At 65.6% G+C, this 23220-nt stretch carries 15 protein-coding genes; all 15 read left to right on the top strand.

From position 1 onward, the window contains the following. Window positions 1–83 precede the first annotated feature (83 nt). On the top strand, window positions 84–2279 hold the full coding sequence (bcsA, locus tag OC446_RS09355; RefSeq protein ID WP_262028763.1) for a UDP-forming cellulose synthase catalytic subunit: 2196 nt from the start codon (window positions 84–86) through the stop codon (window positions 2277–2279). A gap of 9 nt (window positions 2280–2288) precedes the next feature. After that, window positions 2289–4868, top strand: a complete 2580-nt coding sequence (locus OC446_RS09350) for a cellulose biosynthesis cyclic di-GMP-binding regulatory protein BcsB (protein WP_262028762.1) — start codon at window positions 2289–2291, stop codon at window positions 4866–4868. Between the two features lie 8 nt (window positions 4869–4876). Further along, window positions 4877–5977 (top strand): glycosyl hydrolase family 8, encoded by a 1101-nt coding sequence (locus OC446_RS09345; RefSeq protein ID WP_262028761.1) that lies wholly within the window; start codon window positions 4877–4879, stop codon window positions 5975–5977. Further along, entirely contained in the window at window positions 5953–8085 is a 2133-nt protein-coding gene (locus OC446_RS09340; RefSeq protein WP_262028760.1) for a tetratricopeptide repeat protein, read from the top strand. The genes OC446_RS09345 and OC446_RS09340 overlap by 25 nt, the downstream gene beginning before the upstream one ends. A gap of 99 nt (window positions 8086–8184) precedes the next feature. Next, a complete protein-coding gene (locus OC446_RS09335; RefSeq protein ID WP_262028759.1) occupies window positions 8185–8691 on the top strand; it encodes a chemotaxis protein CheW in 507 nt (168 codons plus the stop codon). Continuing rightward, window positions 8691–10133 (top strand): CheR family methyltransferase, encoded by a 1443-nt coding sequence (locus tag OC446_RS09330; protein WP_262028758.1) that lies wholly within the window; start codon window positions 8691–8693, stop codon window positions 10131–10133. Before OC446_RS09335 ends, OC446_RS09330 begins: the two co-directional genes overlap by 1 nt. Before the next feature lie 2 nt (window positions 10134–10135). Then, window positions 10136–10735, top strand: a complete 600-nt coding sequence (locus OC446_RS09325) for a chemotaxis protein CheW (RefSeq protein ID WP_262028757.1) — start codon at window positions 10136–10138, stop codon at window positions 10733–10735. Between the two features lies 1 nt (window position 10736). Next, window positions 10737–12413 carry a methyl-accepting chemotaxis protein gene (locus OC446_RS09320; RefSeq protein WP_262028756.1) on the top strand — a complete coding sequence of 559 codons (1677 nt, stop codon included), beginning with the start codon at window positions 10737–10739 and terminating at the stop codon, window positions 12411–12413. Between the two features lie 27 nt (window positions 12414–12440). Further along, window positions 12441–14666 (top strand): response regulator, encoded by a 2226-nt coding sequence (locus OC446_RS09315; protein ID WP_262028755.1) that lies wholly within the window; start codon window positions 12441–12443, stop codon window positions 14664–14666. 10 nt (window positions 14667–14676) lie between these two features. Next, window positions 14677–15753 carry a chemotaxis-specific protein-glutamate methyltransferase CheB gene (gene cheB, locus OC446_RS09310; protein WP_262028754.1) on the top strand — a complete coding sequence of 359 codons (1077 nt, stop codon included), beginning with the start codon at window positions 14677–14679 and terminating at the stop codon, window positions 15751–15753. Next, on the top strand, window positions 15750–17474 hold the full coding sequence (locus OC446_RS09305) for a response regulator (protein WP_262028753.1): 1725 nt from the start codon (window positions 15750–15752) through the stop codon (window positions 17472–17474). The genes cheB and OC446_RS09305 overlap by 4 nt, the downstream gene beginning before the upstream one ends. A 14-nt stretch (window positions 17475–17488) precedes the next feature. Continuing rightward, the gene (locus tag OC446_RS09300; RefSeq protein WP_262028752.1) at window positions 17489–19387 is read left to right on the top strand and encodes a response regulator; all 1899 of its coding nucleotides are present in this window, start codon (window positions 17489–17491) and stop codon (window positions 19385–19387) included. Between the two features lie 244 nt (window positions 19388–19631). Then, window positions 19632–21233, top strand: a complete 1602-nt coding sequence (locus OC446_RS09295; RefSeq protein WP_262028751.1) for an ABC transporter substrate-binding protein — start codon at window positions 19632–19634, stop codon at window positions 21231–21233. Window positions 21234–21298: 65 nt separating this feature from the next. Continuing rightward, window positions 21299–22309, top strand: coding sequence for an ABC transporter permease subunit (locus OC446_RS09290; protein WP_262028750.1), 1011 nt, complete (start codon window positions 21299–21301; stop codon window positions 22307–22309). Next, window positions 22306–23220 (top strand): ABC transporter permease subunit, encoded by a 915-nt coding sequence (locus OC446_RS09285; protein ID WP_262028749.1) that lies wholly within the window; start codon window positions 22306–22308, stop codon window positions 23218–23220. Before OC446_RS09290 ends, OC446_RS09285 begins: the two co-directional genes overlap by 4 nt.

Genomic DNA, 23220 nt, shown 5'->3' with positions numbered 1-23220 from the left:
TATAGAGATATTAATAGACCCGTCTTTAGTCTTAAACTAAGTGTGCAATCTCCCACTCAATCCTTGAGCCGAGAATCCAAACGATGCGAGCAGGTCTTATCGTGGCCTTTTGGGCCGTGGCGGCGGTATTGATCATCTCGATCGTTGCTCTTCCAATCAGCATCCAGGCACACCTCGTCGCGGGCCTCACGGTCGTGGCCTGCATGATCATCCTGAAGTTCTTCCGGGCCCAGGGCATCTGGCGGCTGATCGCGCTGGCTCTCGGCACCGCCATCGTCCTGCGCTATGTCTTCTGGCGCACCACCAGCACGATCCCGCCGATTACCGAGATCACGAGCTTCATCCCGGGCTTCCTGCTTTATCTGGCCGAGATGTACAGCGTCATGATGCTGTTCCTGAGCCTCTTCGTGGTGTCGAGCCCCCTGAAATCCCGCAAGGCGCCGCAGATCGACCCCGAGAACCTGCCGACCGTCGACGTGTTCGTGCCGAGCTACAACGAAGGCGCCGACCTCCTGGCGACGACCCTGGCGGCCGCGAAGGCCATGACCTATCCCGAGGACAAGGTCACGGTCTGGCTGCTGGACGACGGCGGCACGGACGAGAAGTGCAATTCGAGCAACGCCAAGACTGCCCAGGAAGCCCGTGAGCGCCGCGCCGAACTCCAGGCGCTCTGCGACGTCATGGACGTGAAGTACCTGACCCGCGCGCGCAACCTGCACGCCAAGGCCGGCAACCTCAACAACGGACTCGAGAACTCGACCGGCGACCTGGTGGCCGTGTTCGATGCGGACCACGCCCCCGCGCGCAGCTTCCTCATGGAGACGGTCGGTTATTTCACCAAGGACAAGAACCTGTTCCTGGTCCAGACTCCGCACTTCTTCATCAATCCCGATCCGCTGGAGCGCAATCTCGGCACATTCCAGACCATGCCGTCCGAGAACGAGATGTTCTACGGCGTCATCCAGCGCGGTCTCGACAAATGGGACGCGGCGTTCTTCTGCGGCTCGGCCGCCGTGCTCCGGCGCGAGGCCCTTCAGGAAACCAACGGATTCAGCGGCGTCAGCATCACCGAGGATTGCGAGACCGCCCTCGAGCTCCATTCCCGCGGCTGGACGAGCGTCTACGTGGACAAGCCGCTGATCGCCGGCCTTCAGCCGGACAGCTTCGCGAGCTTCATCGGCCAGCGCTCCCGGTGGGCGCAGGGCATGATGCAGATCCTGCGCTACAAGTTTCCGCCTCTCAAGCGCGGGCTGAAGATCTCGCAGCGCCTGTGCTACATGTCGAGCAGCATGTTCTGGCTGTTCCCGTTCTCGCGGTTCTGCTTCCTCATTTCGCCGCTCTGTTATCTCTTCTTCTCGCTCGAGATCTTCACCGCGTCGGGCGGCGAGTTCCTCGCCTACACGTTCACCTACATGATGGTGAACTTCATGATGCAGAACTATCTCTACGGCCGCTATCGCTGGCCGTGGATCTCGGATCTCTACGAGTACATCCAGACGATCTACCTGCTGCCGGCCGTGCTGTCGGTGATCGCCAATCCCAGCAAGCCCACCTTCAAGGTCACGGCGAAGAACGAATCCATGGCGGAGAGCCGCGTCTCGGAATTGGGAACGCCGTACTTCATCATCTTCGGCATCCTGATCCTCGGCGTCATCGCCACCGGCCTCCGTGTCTGGGCGGAGCCCTATAAGGCGGACCTCACCCTTGTGACGGGCGCCTGGAACGTCCTCAACCTCATCATCGCCGGCTGCGCCCTGGGCGTGGTCTCCGAGCGGGCCACCCGGCGCCATAGCCATCGCGTCCGCGTGGAGCGTCCCTGCCGCTTCATCATGGGCGACGAGACCATCGACGCGGTCGTGAGGGACGTCTCGGTCGGAGGCGCAAGGGTCCACGTTCCGCCGTCGGCCGAACCGAAGCTGAAGAAGGGAACCGCCGGCACCCTCGAATTCCAGCCCTTCTCCAACCTTCCCGTCCAGCACCTGCCCATGGAGATCCGCAAGGTCGGGATGGACGACAAGGGGCTGCTGCTCGGCTGCCGTTTCCTCATCGAGAAGCCCGAGCATCGCCGGATGATCGCCGATCTGGTCTTCGCGAATGCCGACCAGTGGAGCCAGTTCCAGAAGAACCGGCACCACGACATCGGAGTGCTCCGGGGAACGCTGTGGTTCTTCATGGTCGCGTTCTACCAGACGGGACGAGGCCTCTCCTATTTCTTCGGCCTGCAGAAGATCGGCGCCTCGAAGCCTCAGGTACCGGCCGTCCCTTCGGCTGCCAAATAGAGGTTCATCGTGCGTCGGGTCCTGATCTCCTCTCTGCTGGCCATACAGGCGCTGGGCGCGCAGGGCGCCGTCGCGCAGACGCCCTTCAGCATGTCGCCGGGCGCGCCGAGCACGCCCCCGGCCACCCAGCCCGCACCGCAGCAGCAACCGGCGCAACAGGCTCCGGCTGCGGCTCCCTTCGAGATGCGCCAGCAAGGCGCCGCGCCGTCCGGTCCGTCCACGGCACCGCCGGCCGCTCCCTCCCCGTCCGTGCCTCCCTCCGGCGGGACAGCGCCTTTCAACGCTGCGCCCCAGAGTCCGACCCCTCCGGCCCAGGCCGGCACTCCTGCCCCCGCCAGACCGGCCGCGCCGCCTGCGGCTGGAGCCTCGGCGGCCCGCAACGCGACGCGGATCGAACGTCCCATCCTGCCCTTCGAGACGCTCCGCCTCGAGGGCGAGACCGATGCCCGGTCCTGGACGGTCCACCTCACCCAGGACGAAGCCTCGAGTGGCGCCAGCATCGCCATCGGCTACAAGAACGCCGTCGTGGTCATGCCGGAAGGCTCGCGCCTGCGGATCGCGATCAACGGAGAATCCGTGGTCGACACGCCGATTTCCTCGTCAACGGACATCAAGCGCCTGACGGCATCGATCCGCCCCGGCCTCCTGCGTGCGGGGCAGAATATCGTCCGCGTGGAGGCCTTCCAGCGCCACCGGACGGACTGCACGATCGAGGCCACCTACGAGCTTTGGACCGACGTCGACTCGGCCTCCACGAAGCTCGTCTTCGCCGAGGGCGCCACCAAGACCCTGCGCGGCCTGGACGACCTGCCCGCCGTCGGTGTCGATCATGAAGGCGTGACCACGATCCGCGTGGTCGCCCCCAAGATCTATCGTCCCGAAATTCGCGACCGCCTGCTGCGTCTGGTGCAGTTCGTCGCCCTGCGCGGGCGCTATGCCCATCCGGTCATTCAGGTGGTGGAAGCCGATCCAGGCCCGTCACCGGTCGGCACGATCAAGGTGGCCATGGGCTTGGCCAGCGAGTTGCGCGGACTGGTCGCCGGCGTTCCGGACGCCGCGTCAATCCAGCCTCTGACCATGATGATGCAGGAGCCGGGCTCCCTGGGCTCGACCCTGGTGGTCTCCGGTCCGAGCTGGCAGGACCTCGATACTGCCATCGGCATCGTCGGAACCCGTGGGCTGGGAGGCGCCCAGTCCGAGCGGGGCATGATCGACACCGCCTCATGGCAATGGCCGGAAGTGCCGACCGCCTTCGGCGCCCAGAACTTCCGCTTCGCCGATCTCGGCGTCCCGACGCAGGAATTCTCCGGGCGGCGGCTGAAGGTGGGCTTTTCCATCAACCTGCCGCCGGATTTCTACGCCACCGAATATGGCGAGACCATCCTGCATCTCGATGCGGCCTACACGTCCGCCGTGAGGCCGGGCAGCCACGTGAACGTGTTCGTCAACGGCATGATCAGCACGCAAATGACGATCACCTCGCAGGGAGACATCGTCAAGCGATACAACGTCCGCGTGCCGCTCAAGAACTTCAAGTCCGGGCTCAACCACATCACCATCGAGGCCGCGCTGCTGACGGACGCCGACGAGCGCTGCACCCCGGGCGAGACTCTTTCCGAGACGAACCGCTTCGTCCTGTTCGACACCACCACGCTCGAGTTTCCGACCTATGGACGCATCGGGCGCCTGCCGGACCTCGCGGTCCTGAGTTCGGGCCGCTTCCCGGACGAGGATCTCCCCACGACCGTGGTTCTGGCCCGGCCCGATCCCCTGAACTATTCCGCAGCCGGAACCCTGCTCGCCCGCATGGCGCGCAGCGCCGGCACGCCGGTGCGGGCGCAATTCGCCAATGCCGCATCGGCGGACGACGAATCGGTGCTTTTCATCGGCGCCGTCGATCAGATTCCCGCCGGTCTCCTCAACCGCGTGAAGGTGTCGGAGCATCTGCGCATGATCTGGCCTTCGACACCGACCGCAGGCGACAGGGCGGGACCACAAACGGCCAACACGGATTTCAGCCTCCCGGCACCGCAAGGGTCACCGGACCGCATGGCGGCCGCCTCCACGGACGAGGTCCGCAAGCGCTGGTCGGAGACGTTCCAACGCCGTGGCGTTCTTCAGCAGACGATCGGCACGGTGCAGGACTGGATGGAGAAGACGTTCAACCTGTCTCTCAAATCCCTGTCGCTGAACGAGCGCGCCGACGCGCCCTATGAGCCGCCGCAGCGGGCGTCCCTGCTGGTGGCGCAGAGCCGCACCGACGCCTCCGGGGTCTGGACCCTTGTAACGGCTCGCACGGACAGGGCCCTCGCGGACGAGACGGCTCGGCTGGCGAATCCGATGATCTGGTCCCAGGTTGCCGGCCGGGCGGTGGCGCTCGATCCCAGCGAGATGAAGCTGCAGATCGAGCCCATCAAGGAATACCGCTTCGTGCAGACGCAGCCCCCGTCCCTGACGAACCTGCGCCTGGTTGCGGCGAACTGGATGTCCGCGAACATCCTTCCCTATGCGCTCCTCTTGCTGGCGTGCTGTACCTTCCTGGGCATCGCGACCTCGCTGCTCCTGAACCGCCTGGGACGCCGCTCATGAGAATGAGGATGCGCCGTCTCACCCCGCTCCTGCCCTGGCTCTGTGCCACCTTTTTCCTTGCCATGGCGCCAATGGCATCCTCCCAGACCCTGTCAGTGCAGCCTTTGAACCTGGTTGGTACGATCTCCCAGGCGGATTGGGAGGCCTACCGCTCGCGCCTCGTGGAGGACAACGGGCGCGTGGTCGATACGGCCAACGGCAATATCAGCCACAGCGAAGGTCAGGGATACGGGCTTCTGCTCGCCCTGGCGGCCGCCGACAGGAGCACCTTCGAGAAGATCTGGAACTTCACCTTCACCGAGCTTCTCATCCGGGACGACGGTCTGGCTGCGTGGAAATGGGATCCGGCCGCGAAGCCGCGGGTGACGGACCGCAACAATGCCACCGACGGCGACCTGCTCATCGCCTACGCCCTGGCCAAGGCCGGCGCGGCCTGGCAGGAGCCCCGCTACACGACGGCCGCGCAGAAACTCGCGAAGGCCATCGGCAAGACCACGTTTGCCCGTAACGGGCAATCCTTGACCCTCCTGCCGGGCGCCCACGGCTTCGGCGCGTCCGACCGCCCCGACGGCCCGGTCGTCAACCTGTCCTACTGGGTCTTCGAGGCCTTCCCTGTGATGGCCGCCCTGGCGCCCGAGTACGAATGGAACCGGGTCTGGCGCGACGGCGTGATGCTGCTGCAGCAGACGGTAGCGGGCCGCGTCAGGCTCCCGGCCGACTGGATCTCGCTCCACAACGGTCTCCAGCCGCAACCGGCGGATGGCTTTCCTCCCGAGTTTGGTTACAACTCGTTAAGGATACCGCTTTACCTGTTGAGAGCAGGGATGACTGATTTGGAGTGGCTGAGAGCTCTCAGGCAGCGCTGGTCTGCGGAAAACGAAGGAGTTGCCGTGGTCAATGTGGTGACCGGACAGGTCCGGGAGCGGCTGACCGACCAGGGCTACGCCATCCTGCCCGCGGCTCTGGCCTGTGCTCTCGACGGAACGCCCGTTCCCGAAGCTTTGAAAACCTTCGAGCCGACCCTCTATTATCCGTCGACCCTGTACCTTTTGGCCAAATCCCTGCTTGGTGAGAAATATCCGCAATGCGTCTCGTCGGCAGTGCCATAACGATTGCGGTCGCAATCCTGGGCTTCGCAGCCATCGCGCAGCAGACAGGCACCGGCACTGATCAGCCGCCCGCCGGATCGCCGCCGCCCCCGACGCCGCCTGCGAACGGATCCCAGCCTCAGGTCGATGAATCCGCGCTGCGCTATTTCGCGTCCCAGGGCGACACGCGCCGTGTGAATGCGGAAATCGCACGGTTGCGTGCGCTCTATCCCAACTGGACGCCGCCGAGCGACCTCTCGCAGCTCTCCGGCGCCGCCGGGGGCGCGGCCCCCGACCCGCTCATCGAGCGCCTGTGGAATCTCTATCGTGAAGACCGGATCGCCGAGGTCCGGGCCACCATCACCGAGCGCCAGACCGCCGATCCGAGCTGGAAGCCGCCGGAGGAGCTCGTCACGGCCCTCGACATGGTCGAAGCGCGCCGCCGGCTGACCAATGCGTCCGATACGGGCCAGTGGCGGACGGTCCTGCAGGTGGCGACGGAAAGCCCGGGCCTTCTGACCTGCACGAATGTCGACGTGATGTGGCGGGTGGCGGAGGCCTTCGCCCGGACGGATCAGCCGAACCGGACGCGCGACGTCTATACCTATCTCCTGCAGAATTGCGCCAATCCGGGCGAACGCCTGGCGACCCTGCAGAAGGCCCTGACCCTGCTGCCCGAGCCGCAGGTGACCGCCCTGCTCCAGTTCGAACGCAAGACCGGCGAAACCCCGGACGATTTCACGTCCATCCGGGACGAACTCGCCCGTCGCCGGGTCGAGCGCGCCTCCCTCGACAGCAAGCTCACGGCCTCGGCCGAGGATCTCGCCGTGGTCGAGCGGATGATCCAGAACACCAATGAAGCCGGCCCCGTGCTGATCCTCGGCTGGTACAACTATCACCACGGCAACCCGGCGCGGGCGCTCGAATTGTTCAAGACCGCCCTCGACCGGGACGGCGGAACGAAGGCGGCGGAAGGCTATGCCATGGCGCTGCGCGCCCTCGAGCGGCTCGCCGATGCGGAAGCCTTCGCCTATGAATGGCGTGAGCGGGCCCCCGAGAATATGAAGATCTATCTCGACGTGGCGACCGCGCTCCTCAGCCAGGACCCGCCGCCGCGCCTTGAGCCGCAGGTCCTGGCCCGGATCGTCCCGGTCGTCACCGCGCAGCGCTTCTCGGACGCGGCCCAGGCCCTCGGCTGGTACTCCTACAACACGGAGCAGATCCGCACGGCGCGCGATTGGTTCCGCACGGCCCTCGGCTGGAAGGCCGATGACGAAGCCTCCGCCTATGGGCTGGCCCTGACGACCCAGCGCCTGAACGACCGTGCCGGCTTCAACGCGGTGGTCGCTCAATGGCGCGGCCGCTCGCAGCGCATCGCCGAGCTGGCCGATGGAACGAACCCGGCCGCCCGGCGGCAGCCTGTCGCCGCGCCCGCCGTCGTCGCGCAGGTTCCGGCGGCTCAGCCCGCCGAGAGCACTCCCCCACCGGTACAGCCCCGCCCGGCCTCCTCTCGGGTGACGGTAGAGCGGGTCGAGACCGAGCAGACGTTCACTCGGACGGAAGCCAATGTGCGGCGCCGGCAGAGCCAGGCCCGGTCCACCCTCGGGCGCAGCTGCGCCATCACGCGCAATCCCGCCGGCCTGACCGGCGACAGCGCCCTCACCCGGGGCTGGTGCCTCATGGAGATCAACCGCCCCATGGAAGCCGTGGCGGCCTTCGATCAGGCCATCGCCACCGGCAGCGGCCGCACCCGCGAGGAAGCGGCCTACGGCAAGTCCCTCGCCTACCTGCGCAAGAACATGACCTCCGAGGCGGCCGTCGCGGCCGCCGAGGCGCCGCAGACCCGCGAGCGCCGGGTGGAACTCGGCGCCTCCATCCTGACGCAGCGGGCCCTGGCGGCCTATCGGGACGGGCGCTACGTGGAAACCCTTCTCGCCCTGACCGAGCGCGCCCGGATCGTCCCGGAGCAGAACGACCTCCTGCTCATTCGCGGCTGGTCCTATCTCAAGCTCGGCCGTTACGACGATGCCGCGAAGGTTTTCCGTGCCGTGCAGCAGACCGGGTATTCCGAGGAAGCCGCCGCCGGATTGAACGCTATCGCGGAAGTCACAGGCCAGATGCGGTATTAGCCAGCGGCGCCCAAGCCGGTTGCCAGAGCCCGCCGCGCACCTATCTAATGGCCGAATGGGCTTGTGCCCAAACCCGGTTTCCTCCCTCGATCCGAATCCATGGCCAGTTTGCAGATCATAGTGTTCGACGTGTGCGGCACCCCCTGTGCCCTGCACAGAAGCGCCGCGCGCGAATTTCTGCCCCTGCCCCATCTGTGGCGCCCCCCGGCCCTGCCGCGCCCGGTCGCGGGCTTCTTCAACCTGGGCGGCCATGCGGTTCCGGTGCTTCGGCTCGATGTGCTGTTCGGCCTTCGAAGGACGGACGATGGCGCCGAGGCGAACCTCTATCGGCATCTGATCCTTGTCGATCGTTTCAACGGCCCTGGGACGACGGCGCTCCTCGTCGACAGGGTTCTCGATGTCGTGAGCGTGGCTCCGTCGCAGCTGTCCCCCGTCAGCCAGGAAGGCACCCTGAACGGCTGCGTCGAGGCGGAGGTCACATGGGACGAGCGGCTCGTCCACCTGCTCTCCGTCGAACGCATTCTCATGGCCGAGGAACAGCAGGCTCTCGCGGAACTCGGACGGCAGGCGCAAGATCGGCTCAGCGAATGGACGGTCGAGGCCTGATGGCCCCACGCGCCATCGCCGTCCCGCTGATCGATCCCGGTTTTCCGCACCTGAAAAGCCGCATCATCGAGCGCACCGGGCATTTCTATTATCAGGACAAGGACGACCTGCTCTGGGAGCGGGTGCGCAAGCGCCTGCGCGCCACGGGCCTCGCCGATTCCACGCAATACCTGAACCTCCTGGACGATGCGATCTCGGGGCCGGCGGAATGGGGCAAGCTGGAAGCAGAGATCACCATCGGCGAGACATTCTTCTTCCGTTACGCGGAGCAGTTTTCGGCCCTGCGCGAGACGATCCTGCCGGAGATCATCGACCGGAAGGGCGGCACGCAGCGGCTGCGCATCTGGAGCGCAGGATGCTCGACCGGCGCGGAGCCCTATTCCCTCGCGATCCTCGTCAAGGAGATCCTCGGCGAGCGCCTCGGCACATGGCGTGTCAGCATCGTCGGCACCGACATCAACGACAGCTTCCTTCACCTCGCCAGGCAGGCGCGGTTCGGGAAATGGGCCCTCCGCTCCATGCCGGCTGCGGAACGGGAGCGGTATTTCCTGGAAGCGGGAAAGGACCATTGGCAGGTCAGGCCTGAATTCCGCTCCCTGGTCCGTTTCGAGAAGCACAATCTCCTGAGTCTGCTCGACGGAACGTCCCCCCTCGAGCTCACCGATTTCGACCTCATCCTCTGCCGCAACGTCCTGATCTATTTCCATCCGGACACCGTGATCGGGATCGTCGAGGCTCTGCGCGACCGTCTCACGGAGGATGGGTGGATGCTGCTGGGCCATGCGGAGCCCAACCCTGCCTTTTCCGCCATGATGCAGACCCTGAACCTGCCAGGGACCGTGGCCTATCGCCCCGGCGAGGGGACGACGTCAGCAGCGTCTTCCGTCGAACAAGCTGGCCCTGTCGCGGGGCATTGGGTCCCGCTTCTTCCGCCGCCCAGGCGCGTCGAGCCGGTCAAGCCGCAGCGCCCCGCCGCTCCGCCCACGACGTTTCCGTCCCGGGCGCAAGTCACTCTTCCTCCCCAGACATCGGGTTCCCTGCTGGACGAGGTCAGGGCGAGCGCCGATACGGGCGGTTTCGCGGCCGCCGACGCTCTCTGCCGAAAGGCTCTGGCCTTGGAGCCCCTGAGCGCCGCCCTTCATTTTTACCATGGCCTTATCCTGCAGGGGCTCAGACGGCCGGACGATGCCGAGAAAAGCTTCCTTAAGAGCATCTATCTCGATAAAAGCTTCGCCATGGCTCATTACCATCTTGGATTGCTGTTGCTCGCGGAGGGTCGTTCGGCTCCCGGCCGGCGTGCCCTGACCAATGCGGCCCGCATCGCCGCTGCCATGCCCGACGACAATCCTCTCGACGAGGGCGACGGATTGACCGCCGGGGATCTGCGCAACCTGATCCGGATCCACCTCGAAGCGGCGACACCGCCCAAGCGCAGGAGCTGATCGTGGCGAGATCCGCGCGCCGGAAGCTGAAACTGATGGAACGTGTCCGCGTCCGCTCCGCCGAGGAGCGCATGCAGCACATCCTCGACGAGCGCACGGAACGCCTCGCGGCGCGCAAGGACGGAACCGCGGCTCCGGCGGAAACCCTGCTTCGCGCCCTGGTTTGCGGCACGGGCCGCGAGCGTTTCGGCCTTCCGGTCGATGCGGTCGCCGAGGTGATGCCGCCCCAGAAATGCATGCCCGTTCCCGACGGACCGCCAGCCCTGATCGGCCTGTTCGGCCGGGGCGGGCGCCTGGTCAGCGTGGTCGATCTCGCCCTTGCCCTGGGACTTGAGCCGTCCTCCACGGAGCACGAGAGCCAGCACTTCGTCCTGCTGCGGCGCGAGCAGCCGCAGGTGGCGCTGCGGGTCGAGCGGGCCTATGCGGTCGAGGATGTTCTTCCCCTGGCGGGCGACGACGCGACCGGTTTCCGCAACGACGCGGTGAACGGCTACGGCAAACTTCGATCTGGCCCTGACGGGCAGGACGAAACGCTTTCTCTTCTCGATACCGAGCGCCTTCTGCGCCCCTTCCTGCCCACATCTCTTGTTCCTGGAGCCTGACGTGACGATCTCGATCGCCAACCGCATTCTTCTCGGCTTCGCCGTCATTGTCGCGCTGATGGTGGGCCTCTGCGTCTATGCCATCAACCAGCTGGACGATGTCCGCCAGTCCACGGAAACGATCGTGACACGCGATCTGGCCTTGATGCGTCAGATCGAGGATCTCGGCGACCTGCAGAACAACATGCGGGGCCTGCGGGAGGAAATTCTCTCCCGCTTCTACCTGCGCGCCCTTGGCCAGCAGCAATCATCGGGCGAGGACCTGACCCGGGCCTGGGAACAGCAGGCCGTCGGCACGGAAGCCGCGATGGCGCAGGCCATCGCGACGGTCAACGACTTCGTCAATAGATCGGTCACCACACAGAGAGCGGATGCCTGGCGGCGCATCGCGGAAATCTTCAGCCGCGCCAGCGGGGACCTGCGCCAGATCCGCACCTTGACGGAGAGGCAGTTCGCGGCCGAGCAGAGCAACGACCTCGCCGCCGTCGCCGCGACCCAGAACGGCCTCAACGCCAGCCGCGAATCCTGGAACAGGAATCTCGTGCAGGCCCGCAGCGTTCTCGGCGAAGCGATCACGATCGGCCAGAGGCGGATCGGTGAAGTCTATGAGCAGAGCCGGATGTCGATCATCGTGGCCGTGGCGGTCGCGGCGCTCCTGAGCGTCCTGATCACCTATGCCCTGCGCTCCTCCATTACGGGCCCTCTCGGCAACTTCATGAGCTTCGTCGAGCGGGTCGGGCGCGGGGAGCTCGGTGGCCAGAAGGCCGTGGCCGGCAAGGACGAGATCGGGCATCTCGGCGCCACGCTCAACACCATGGTCGACGGCCTGCGCCAACTCGCGCAACAGAGCCGCGAGGCGACGGAAAACCTGAACGCCGCGGCGGCGGAAATCCGCGCCTCGACCCAGGAGCAGGCCGCCTCCGTCGAGGAACAGCTGGCAGCCGTGCAGGAAACCGCCGCAACGGTCGACGAGATCACCCATTCCGGAACCCAGATCGGAAAGCGCGCGCAGGAGGTCATCGCATCGGCCCAGGCGGCGGCGCAGACCAGTGTCTCGGGATTGCAGGCGGTCGAGGAAACGGCCCGCGCCATGGACGCGATCCGCGAGCAGGCGGAAGCGGTGGCGGAGAACATCGTCGCCCTGAGCGAGAAGACGCAGGCGGTCGGCGAGATCATCACGTCCGTCAACGACATTTCCGAGCGCACGCATCTTCTCGCCCTGAACGCCGCCATCGAGGCGGCGGCCGCCGGCGAGAACGGGCGCAGCTTCGCGGTGGTGGCCTCCGAGATGAAGACGCTCGCCGATCAGGCGAAGGACGCGACGCTGCAGGTCCGTTCGATCCTGGGTGACATTCAGCGCGGCATCAATTCGTCCGTGATGCTCACGGAAGAAGCGGTGAAGCGCGTGGCCGCCGGCAAGGAGCGCACGGACACCACCCAGCAGACCATCACCGGCATCTCCAGCCAGATCCAGGAAAGCGTCCAGACCTTCCAGCAGATCATCGCCTCGACCAACCAGCAGCAGCTCGGCATCGAGCAGGTGATGGGAGCCCTCCAGAACATCCGTCAGGCCAGCCAGCAGACGGCTGCGGGCACCCGCCAGCTCGATACCGCGGCCGCCAACCTGTCATCCCTTGCGCAGCAGCTTCTCGGCCTCGCCGAGCGCTATCGTCTGTAACCGGCAGAGGATGGGGATGCGCGTGTCGTGACGGATATTCGCAAGCAGCTTTTGGCAGCCTTCGAGGCGGAGCACCGGGAGCATCTTCAGGCGATCCGGACCGCGCTCGACCACGCGGGCGGGGGCGAGATCGACCTGACGGACGTGTTTCGCCGGGCGCACAGCCTCAAGGGTGCGGCCCGGGCGGTCGACCTTCCGGCCGTGGAGGAAGTGGCCCATCAGCTCGAAGCGCTCTTCTCCCAGGTGCTCGATGGCCAGCAATCCCTGGACGAGCCCACGATCGCAGCGGTGAGGCAGAACCTCGACCTCATCGAGGATCTCGTCGCGGACGTCCTGAAGCCGCCGGAGCGGGAGACGGCACCAGCACCGGCGCCGGTTTCGAAGCCTGCCCTCCTCGAGCCGGAACCGGCAGCACCCAGGACGGATGCGCCTGCACAGGCCGATGCCGGCACGGGGGCTTATCTCCGTGTCGCCACAGAGCAGATCGAGGAACTGTCCGATTCCATGCATCAGCTCCTGGCCGAGTTGCAGGCCAATGAGGGCATCGACGACACGTTGCGGCAGATCGAGCTGGAAGTTCGGGGCCTCAGGCGAAGCTGGGACCAGCTTCACGCGCAGGTCAACACGCTGGGTTCCACCGCGCAGCGCGGTTCCGACGGCACCGGCTCCCGCGCTCTCCCCTCCTTCGCGCCGCGCCTGCGTGATTTCGACCAGGGGCTGAAGGCGCTGTTCCGCAGGCTGTCGGCCCTCTCCCGGGACAGGCGGCAGTCGAGCTGGTCCGTCGAACAGGCGGCACGTCAGGTTCGCGACAACATCGACCGCGTCTCCCTCGTCTCGGCGGAGACGGTTTTCGGCGGTTTCGGCCATATGGTCCGCGAAATCGCCCGCAAGGCCGGACGCGACGTGAACGTGCGCAGCATCGGCCTCGACATCCAGGCGGACAGGCAGGTGCTGCAGGCCCTCAAGGATCCCGTGATGCACCTCCTGCGCAATGCGGTGAGCCACGGGATCGAGCCGCCGGAGGAGCGCTTCGCGAAAGGCAAGACGGAGCGGGCCGAAGTCACCCTGGAATTGGCCTCCCGCGGCGGCCGCCTGGTCATCGCCGTCCGCGACGACGGCCGGGGTCCGAACCTGGGGCGCATCGAGGAGGTGGCTATCGAACGTGGGCTGTTGCAGCCGCGCGCTGCCGGTGATCCGCCGCCGATGATGGACCAGCTTTTGTCCCTCGTCTTCGCCCCCGGTTTCTCGACGGCCGGCGAGGTCGACCGGCTCTCGGGCCGGGGCATGGGCCTGTCCGTGGTCGCGGAGGCCGCCCGCAAGTTGCAGGGCTCCGTTCTGATGCGGCCGCGCTATCCCCACGGCACGGAGATTCTGCTGAACGTGCCCTTCACGGCGGCGCGCCAGCCGCTGCTGCTCCTGGAGGCGGAGGAGCGGATGTTCGGCCTGCCCTCCCACGCGGTGGTGCGCCTCCTGCGGCTTACCGCCGACTCGCTGGAAAGTGTGGAAGGCCGTCCCACGGCACGGATCGAGATCGGGGGACAGGACGTTATCGTTCCAGTCGTCGCCCTCGCAGCCCTGACAGGATCCCCGAATGCCCCCCTCCCGACCGAGGCTGGACACGTGAAGGCCGTGCTTGTCCGTCACGGCTCCCGCTCCTGCGCGCTCGCCGTCAATACCTTCCACGATGTCCGGACGATGCTGGTCAGCGATATCCAGGCGGTCGGGCTCAACGACCTGGTCTCGGGCACCGTCCTGCTGGAAAATGAAATGCCGGCCCTCGTGCTGAGCCCCGACAAGCTGGTCGAGCATTGGGTGAAGAACGAAGGCAGCCTCGCAGCCAGCGGCCTCGGGCTCGCCCGGTGGGCTCCCGAGGAGGAGCGGCGGGCGCGGACGATCCTCGTCGTCGACGATTCCATCACGACCCGCACGCTCGAGAAGAGCATCCTGGAGGCGCAGGGCTACGAAGTCCTTCTCAGCGTCGACGGAATCGATGCCCTTCACGTCCTGCGCTCGGGCGAAGCCATGGTCGATCTCGTCATCGCCGACGTGGAAATGCCGCGCATGGACGGGTTCGGGCTGCTGCAGGCGGTCAAGAACGATCCGCGGCTCTCCACGCTGCCCGTGATTCTCATGACCTCGCGGGCCGACCCGGAGGACGTGCGCAAGGGTCTGGATCTGGGCGCGAGCGCCTATATTACCAAGCAGAAGTTCGATCAGCGCGAGCTCTTGGCGACGATCGGGCAGGTGTTGTGAGTATGCGGCGATGAGCATGGCGTCTCAGACACGGGTGCGTGTGATGGTCGTCGAGGATTCCCTCGTCGTCCGTCAGCTGCTCGTCCATATCATCGCCAGCGATCCCCGCCTCGTGGTCGCGGCCGCCGTCAGCTCGGCCGAGGAGGCCCTCCAGGAGATCGGCCGCGTGGAACCGGACGTGGTCTCCATGGATATCCGCCTTCCCGGTATGGATGGGCTCGAGGCGACGCGCCGGATCATGTCGGAACACCCGACCCCCATCGTGGTCATCGCCGACAGCATCGAGGATTCCTCCCTCAAGATCTCCATGAATGCCTTGCGGGCGGGCGCGCTCACGGTGGTGGAAAAGCCCGTCGGCCTCTCCAGCGCCAATTATGCGGGGATCGCCAGCACCATCTGCACCCAGCTCTACATCATGAGCCAGGTCCCGGTGGTCCGGCAGCGCTCCTTCGCGCCATGGCGAGAAAAGGCGACGATCGCACCTGCCAGGCGCGAACCGGAATGGAGCGCGGCCCGCCCGAGCATCATGGGCATCGCCGCCTCCACGGGCGGTCCGCCGGCCCTCGCGAAGGTCCTGGGGGCTCTCCCGGCGGACTTTTCGCTGCCGGTCCTCCTCGTCCAGCACATGGGCGCTCCGTTCATGGAGGGCTTCGCCTCCTGGCTGAACGGACTGCTGCCCTTGAAGGTCCGCCTGGCTCAGGATCAGGAGATCCCGGCTGCGGGCACCGTCTATGTGGCGCCCGGCGACCGGCACCTGCTGCTTTCCCCTGCCGGGACCCTGAAGGTGAGTGCCGAACCTCCCCTGGGCAACCAGCGGCCCTCCGCCACCATGCTGTTCCAGTCGATGGCCCGGTCTGTCGGCCGGAGGGGCCTCGGGGTCATCCTCACCGGCATGGGCGAGGATGGCGCCCAAGGCCTCGTCGAGCTGCGCCAGGCCGGAGGCTATGGACTGGCCGAGGACGAAAGCACCGCCGTCGTCTACGGCATGCCCGCCGCCGCAGCCCGCCTGGGCGGCGTCAATGTCAGCCTGCCCCTCGACCTGATCGGCCCCCGGATCCTGCGTCTGGCGCGAGGAGAAGGCGAATGAGCGCCGGTTCCGTCGCTCAGGCGGCCGAGATTCTCCTGGTCGAGGATTCGGAAACCCAGGCCCTTCAGCTGCGCCACATGCTCGAGACGAACGGGTTCAACGTCTCCTGGCGGTCCACCGCGGAGGCCGCCCTCGACAGCCTGAACGAGAAGCTGCCCGATCTCGTCATCGCCGACTACCATCTGCCCGGCATGAACGGAGACGAACTGACCCGCCAGATGCGCCTCAACGTAAGGACGCGGGCGATCCCGGTCATCATGCTGACCGAAGCCAGGGAACGGACCGTCGAGCGGCAGGGCCTGGAGAGTGGCGCGGATGCCTACATCTCCAAATCCGCCGAGCAGGACCTGATCGTGCTGCGGATCAAGGCCCTTCTGCGCCGCCGCTCGTCTCCGATCGGAAATTCCCAGGAAGAGCGGCAATCGCCGAGTTTCGGCACCTTCCGCCGGGCCTGCGTCCTGATCGTGGACGACAGCCCGACCCACCGCGCCTACCTTCAGAACCTGCTGGCCCATGAAGGCTACGCGGTGACGCCCGCCTCGGAACCGGCCGAGGCGCTCCGGTTCGTCCGCCAACGGGAAGCCACCTGGGACTGCGTCCTGGTCAACCTGCTCAGTCCGGGGTTCGACGGCATCGAATTGTGCCGGCAGCTGAACCTCTATCGCGGCCTTGCGCCCCTGCCCGGCACGGATGCCCCGAGCTTCGCCATCGTGGGCCTCGGCCACGAAGATGGCGGCGATCTGCTCGCACGGGCCTTTGCCGCGGGGGTCGACGATATCGTTCCCTCCACGGTCGAGGCCGACGTGATGCGCGTGCGCATCCGCGCGCTCGTCCGGCGCAAGCTCATGCAGGACGAGAACTGGCGCATCGAGGCGGAGCTGCGCGAGCGGGAGCTGGCCCTCGCCAAGGCCCGGGCGGAGGCCGCCTCCGCCGAGGCGCTCGCCAATGCCAATCGCGAGCTGGCGGAAGCCAACGATCTCCTCAAGGGCACGCAGGCGCAGCTCGTCCAGGCCGCCAAGATGGCGTCCCTCGGCGAATTGGTGGCGGGCATTGCCCATGAGATCAACAATCCCCTCGCGTTCATCCAGGCCCATCAGGGAACCGTGGAGAGATTGCTGACGGAAATCGCCGCGAAGCTCCCGCCGGAGGCAGGTCTCGAGCGGCAGGTGCAGAAATCGCGCGACCGGGTCGGCGCCATGAAGCTGGGCCTTGCCCGGATCCAGGAGCTCGTCCTCAATCTGAGACGCTTCTCCCGCCTGGACGAAGGCGATTTCCAGACGGTCAACGTGCCGGAATCGATCGAAACCGTCCTGGCCCTTCTGGGTCACAAGCTCGGCACCCGGATCGATGTGCGCCGCCATTACAACGCGGCTCCGGATCTCTACTGCTCGCCTGCCCTTCTGAACCAGGTCGTCATGAACATCGTCGGCAATGCCGCCGATGCGATCAAGGGAACCGGCGGCATAGACATTGAAACTGAGAGCGACGAGACAACCTATACCATCAAGATCAGCGACACAGGGCCGGGGATTCCAGGGGAATTGCGGGAGCGCATCTTCGAACCGTTCTTCACCACCAAGCCCGTAGGGTCTGGAACTGGACTTGGCCTCGCCATCGCTTATAGCGTCGTCCAGGCCCACAAAGGATCGATTGCGGTGGATGCAGGCCCTCAGGGAGGCGCCTGCTTCACCATCACGATCCCGAGGCATATTGTTTCATGACCTTGTCGAGCGAGATGAAATCAACCCATGGTACGATTCTGGTCGTCGATGACGAGCCGGATATCCTGATTGCGCTCGAGGATCTGTTCGAGAACGACTACCGCGTCCTGACCGCATCCTCGCCGATGCAGGCACTCGACATCATTCGGCACGAACCCGACATCGCCATCATCATCTCGGACCAGCGCATGCCAGAGATGCAGGGCGACGAGTTCCTGGCCCAGGCGCGCCACGAGACCGATGCCGATGCCATTCTCCTGACCGGGTATGCGGATCTCAAGGCCGTCATCGGCGCGGTCAACAAGGGCCGCATCATGGCCTATGTGCCGAAGCCCTGGGATCCGGCCGCCCTCTCCAACATGGTGGCGGCGGCCTACCAGCGACGCATGCTGGCCCGCAAGCTCGACACGGAACGGGCGCTTCTGCGCGGGCTGATGGAAAGCACGGGCGACCTGATCTCGTTCAAGGACCTGGAGGGCCGCTTCGTGCGCCTGAACGCCAGCAAGGCGCGAAGCCTCGGCTGCGGTACGGAAGATTGCCTGGGCCGCAAGGAGCGGGATTACATCTCGCCGGAGCGTGCCACGATGATCGAGGAGGCTGAGCGCCGGGCCATTGCGGCGCGCACGCCCGACGAGGTGGTCGAGGAGCGGACCGCACCCGACGGCACGACCCAGTGGATCCTCATCAACCACATTCCGATCCTGGACGAGGCGGGCACCGTCACGAACCTGGCCACCATCGAGCGCGACATCACCGAGCGCAAGCTGATGGAAATGCGCCTGCGACAGGCGGACAAGATGCAGGCTCTCGGCACCCTCGCGGGCGGCGTCGCCCACGACTTCAACAACCTGCTGATGGCCGTCCTCGGCAGCCTGGATCTCGCCTCCCGCCGGGCTCCCGACGATCCCCGGCTGACCCGGCTTCTGCAGAACGCCACCTATGCGGCGGAACGGGGCGCCTCTCTGACCCAGCGGCTCCTGAGCTTCAGCCGCCAGCGGGACCTGCGGCTTCAGGCCGTGGATGTGAACCAGGTCATCACCGGCATGAACGATCTGCTGACCCGCACCCTGGGCGGCGTGATCCGGATCGAACGGCATCTCAGCGAGGGCCTGTGGACCGCCATGGTCGACCCGGACCAGCTCGAACTCGCGATTCTCAATCTGTGCATCAATGCCCGCGATGCCATGGCCGAGAACGGCATCCTGACCCTCTCGACCCGGAACGAAACGGTCGACGAAGGCCGGATCCCTGATTTGGGCGGCGGCGAATATGTGGTGATCTCGGTCGTGGATACCGGAAGCGGCATTCCTCCGGAGGTCCTGACCCGTGTCCTCGAACCCTTCTTCACCACCAAGGAGGTGGGCAAGGGCACAGGCCTCGGGCTGCCCATGGTGTACGGCCTGGCGCAGCAATCCGGCGGCACCGTAACCATACACAGCGCAGTCGGATCGGGTACGACGGTGGAGCTCTACTTGTCCCGCGCCGCCGCGGAACAGGAGAAGGGGCCTCAGGAGAAGCAGGCGGTCGCCCACGACGCGCCCAAGGTGCGCATTCTTCTCGTCGATGACGACGCCGACGTTCGGACGGTCACGGCTGCCTACCTGACAGAAATGGGGCACCGGGTCGTGGAGGCCGCGGACGGATTGTCGGCCCTCGATATCCTCAAGGCGGATCATCAGCTGGACCTCCTCATCGCCGATTTTGCGATGCCCGGCATGACGGGAACCGACCTCGCCGACAAGGCGCGGGAGATCCGGCCTGGCCTCGGGATCCTCCTGGTGACGGGATATGCCGATCCGAAGCGGCTCCCGGACGACTACCTGATGCTTCACAAGCCGTTCAGCCGCGCAGATCTCGCCGCGAAGGTCACCGAGGCGGCCCGCATGGACCAGGATCACGGTTCGTCCGCCTGACATTCCTGGAGGAACCGTGGATTGTGGACAAAAAGTGTTCTGTCCACTTTTGGCGAGAGTGGCGTGGAATCGCGGAAAATTGACGCTCCCGCCCGCTGATTCCAGCTGCCGCTACGGCAGAAAATGGTAAATTTCTTTTAAAAATTATCCATTGTTTCATGGACAGATTGACTTTATCGGAGCTTCGCACCTTAACTCCGTCACAGAACGGCCACGAGTAGAGCCGTCTCAGAGGACCTAGGTAATGAAAAAATCAGCCCTTTTCGCAGCCATCTGCGTTCCGGCTTTCCTGGCCGCTGCTCCGCTGGCAGCCAAGACCCTTGTCTACTGCTCCGAGGGCAGCCCGGAGAACTTCTATCCCGGCGTGAACACCACCGGCACCTCCTTCGACGCCAGCGAACAGATCTACAGCCGCATCGTCGAATTCGAGCGCGGCGGCACGAAGGTTCAGCCGAGCCTCGCAGAGAAGTGGGACGTCTCCGCTGACGGCACGGTCTACACCTTCCACCTGCGCAAGGGCGTGAAGTGGCACTCCAGCAAGAACTTCAAGCCGACCCGCGACATGAACGCCGACGACATCGTGTTCATGTTCGAGCGTCAGTGGAAGGAAGAGAATCCCTACTTCAAGGTCACCAGCCCCAACCACTCCTACTTCAGCGACATGGGCATGCCCAAGCTCCTGAAGTCGGTCGAGAAGGTTGACGACTATACCGTTCGCGTGACCCTGAACCAGCCCGAGGCCCCGTTCCTGGCCAACCTCGCCATGATGTGGGCAAGCGTTCAGTCGAAGGAATATGCCGATGCCATGATGAAGGCCGGCAGCCCCGAGAAGATCGACCAGGAGCCGATCGGCACGGGTCCGTTCTACCTGGTCCAGTACCAGAAGGACGCGATCATCCGCTACAAGGCCTTCCCTGAGTACTTCCGCGGCAAAGCCGCCCTTGACGACCTCGTCTTCTCGATCACCCCGGACGCCTCCGTGCGCTGGGCGAAGCTCCAGAAGGGCGAATGCCACGTCATGCCGTATCCGAACCCGGCTGACCTCGAGGCCATGAAGAAGGACCCGAACGTCCAGATTCTCGAGCAGCCCGGCCTGAACATCGGCTATCTCGCCTATCAGACCACGAAGAAGCCCTTCGACGACGTGCGCGTCCGCAAGGCCTTCAACATGGCCATGAACAAGAAGGCGATCGTCGACGCCGTGTTCCTCGGCTCGGGCGTTCCGGCCAAGAACCCGATCCCGCCGTCCATGTGGTCGTACAACGACAACGTGAAGGAAGACGAGTACAATCCCGAAGCCGCCAAGAAGCTCCTGGCGGAAGCCGGCTACCCGAACGGCCTCGAGACCGACCTGTGGGCCATGCCGGTGCAGCGCCCCTACAACCCGAATGCCCGCCGCATCGCCGAGCTGATGCAGGCCGACCTCGCCAAGATCGGCGTCAAGGCCGAGATCAAGAGCTTCGAGTGGGGTGAGTACCGCAAACGGGCTCAGGCCGGCGAGCACCAGATGGCCCAGCTCGGCTGGACCGGTGACAACGGCGACCCGGACAACTTCCTGCACACCCTGCTGGGCTGCGCCTCGGCGCAGAGCAACTCGGGTTCGAACATCGCCAAGTGGTGCTACAAGCCGTTCGACGATCTCGTCACCAAGGCGAAGGTCACGACCGATCAGGCCGAGCGCACCAAGCTCTACGAGCAGGCCCAGGTGGTGTTCAAGGAGCAGGCTCCCTGGTTCACGGTGGCTCACGCCGTGCAGCTGAAGCCGATCCGCAAGGAAGTCGTGGACTTCAAGCTCTCGCCGTTCGGTCGCCACACCTTCTACGGCGTGGACATCAAGGGCAAGTAAGCTCATCCCTTCAACCTACGGCGGAGCGGCTCAAAAAAGCCGCTCCGCCTTTTTACGTTCAGACGATGCTCAGATTCATTTTCACTCGCGTCAGCCTGATCATACCGACCTTCCTCGGGATCACGCTGCTGGCCTTTTTCCTGATCCGCCTGGTCCCGGGCGATCCCATCGAAACACTTGCCGGCGAGCGCGGCATCGATCCTGCGCGCCATGAGCAGCTCCTGAAGGAATATGGTCTCGACCGGCCGATCTTCGTGCAATACGGGATCTATCTGTCCCGCGTTCTGCAGGGCGATCTCGGCAAGTCGATGATCACCCAGGAGCCCGTTCTCAACGAATTCTCGTCGCTGTTCCCCGCAACGGTCGAGTTGGCGCTCTGCGCGATCCTCTTTGCTCTCGTGATCGGGCTTCCTGCGGGCATCATCGCGGCCATCCGACGAAATTCGATCTTCGACCACGGCGTGATGGGCATCTCGCTGACCGGCTATTCCATGCCGATCTTCTGGTGGGGTCTCATTCTCATCCTGCTCTTCTCGGTGCAGTTCGACCTGACGCCGGTCTCGGGCCGCATCGATGTGCTCTACTACATCGAGCCGGTAACCGGCTTCCTCCTGATTGACACCCTGCTCTCGGATGAGCCGGAAGCCTTCTGGTCGGCGGTGAACCACCTGATCCTTCCCACAATCGTGCTCGGCACCGTGCCGCTCGCCGTGATCGCCCGCATGACGCGCTCCGCCATGCTCGAGGTCCTGGGCGAAGATTACATCCGCACCGCCAAGGCCAAGGGCCTGCCCCGGTTCCGGATCATCGCCCTGCACGCCCTGCGCAACGCGCTCATCCCCGTCGTGACGGTGATCGGATTGCAGGTCGGCGTGCTGTTCACCGGCGCGATCCTCACGGAAACCATCTTCTCCTGGCCGGGCGTCGGCAAATGGCTCATCGATGCCATCTTCCGCCGCGATTATCCGGTGCTCCAGGGCGGTGCCCTGCTCCTCGGCGTTGTCGTGATGAGCGTGAACCTTCTCGTCGACCTTGCCTACGGTCTCATCAATCCTCGTATCAGGCATACGCGATGACCACTGAAACCATGGAAGCCCCGGCTGTCGCAGCTCCGACGGCCACCCCTCCCCACCCGCTGCGCGAGTTCTGGAGCTATTTCAGCGCCAACCACGGTGCCGTCGCCGGGCTCGTCGTGATCGTCGTGGTGGTGCTCGTGGCGCTGCTCGCCGACGTGCTCGCGCCGCACTCGCCTTACATCACCGACACCACCATCGCCCTGAAGCCGCCGTTCTGGCAGGAGGGCGGCTCGCTCGCCTATCCGCTTGGCACCGACCCGATCGGCCGCGACATCCTTTCGCGCATGATCTACGGCGCGCGCCTGTCGCTCCTGATCGGCATCGTGGTGGTGACGATCTCCATCATCATCGGCACGGTGCTCGGTCTCGTTGCGGGCTTCTTCCGCGGCTTGACTGAGATCTTCATCATGCGCCTGATGGACATCGTCCTCACCCTGCCGAGCCTTCTGCTCGCCATCGTGATCGTGGCGGTGCTGGGTCCCGGCCTTATGAACGCCATGCTGGCGGTGGCGCTGGTGATCCTGCCGCATTACGTGCGCCTTGCCCGCGCGGCGGTGATCACCGAAACCTCGAAGGAATACGTCACGGCCGCCCGGGTGAGCGGCGCCGGCACGATGCGCCTGATGTTCAGGGAAGTGCTGCCGAACTGCACCGCCCCGCTGATCGTGCAGGCCTCCCTCGGCATCTCGACCGCCATCCTGGATGCCGCCGCGCTCGGCTTCCTCGGTCTCGGCGCGCAGCCGCCGTCGCCGGAATGGGGCACCATGCTGGCCGATGCCCGCGAATTCGTGCTCCGCGCCTGGTGGGTGGTGACCTTCCCGGGTCTCGCCATCCTCATCACGGTGCTCGCCTTCAATCTTCTGGGCGACGGCCTTCGCGATGCCCTCGACCCGAAACTGAAGAGGTCCTGA

The organism is Microvirga sp. Mcv34 (genome assembly GCF_024519725.1).
Lineage (GTDB): Bacteria > Pseudomonadota > Alphaproteobacteria > Rhizobiales > Beijerinckiaceae > Microvirga.
This window is presented reverse-complemented; position numbering and strand designations above follow the sequence as displayed.

Coding starts and splice junctions, on each gene's coding strand:
- bcsA (WP_262028763.1), top strand. CDS start 84: ATGCGAGCAGGTCTTATCGTGGCCTTTTGGGCCGTGGCGGCGGTATTG.
- OC446_RS09345 (WP_262028761.1), top strand. CDS start 4,877: ATGCGCCGTCTCACCCCGCTCCTGCCCTGGCTCTGTGCCACCTTTTTC.
- OC446_RS09340 (WP_262028760.1), top strand. CDS start 5,953: ATGCGTCTCGTCGGCAGTGCCATAACGATTGCGGTCGCAATCCTGGGC.
- OC446_RS09335 (WP_262028759.1), top strand. CDS start 8,185: ATGGCCAGTTTGCAGATCATAGTGTTCGACGTGTGCGGCACCCCCTGT.
- OC446_RS09330 (WP_262028758.1), top strand. CDS start 8,691: ATGGCCCCACGCGCCATCGCCGTCCCGCTGATCGATCCCGGTTTTCCG.
- cheB (WP_262028754.1), top strand. CDS start 14,677: ATGAGCATGGCGTCTCAGACACGGGTGCGTGTGATGGTCGTCGAGGAT.
- OC446_RS09305 (WP_262028753.1), top strand. CDS start 15,750: ATGAGCGCCGGTTCCGTCGCTCAGGCGGCCGAGATTCTCCTGGTCGAG.
- OC446_RS09300 (WP_262028752.1), top strand. CDS start 17,489: ATGAAATCAACCCATGGTACGATTCTGGTCGTCGATGACGAGCCGGAT.
- OC446_RS09295 (WP_262028751.1), top strand. CDS start 19,632: ATGAAAAAATCAGCCCTTTTCGCAGCCATCTGCGTTCCGGCTTTCCTG.
- OC446_RS09290 (WP_262028750.1), top strand. CDS start 21,299: ATGCTCAGATTCATTTTCACTCGCGTCAGCCTGATCATACCGACCTTC.
- OC446_RS09285 (WP_262028749.1), top strand. CDS start 22,306: ATGACCACTGAAACCATGGAAGCCCCGGCTGTCGCAGCTCCGACGGCC.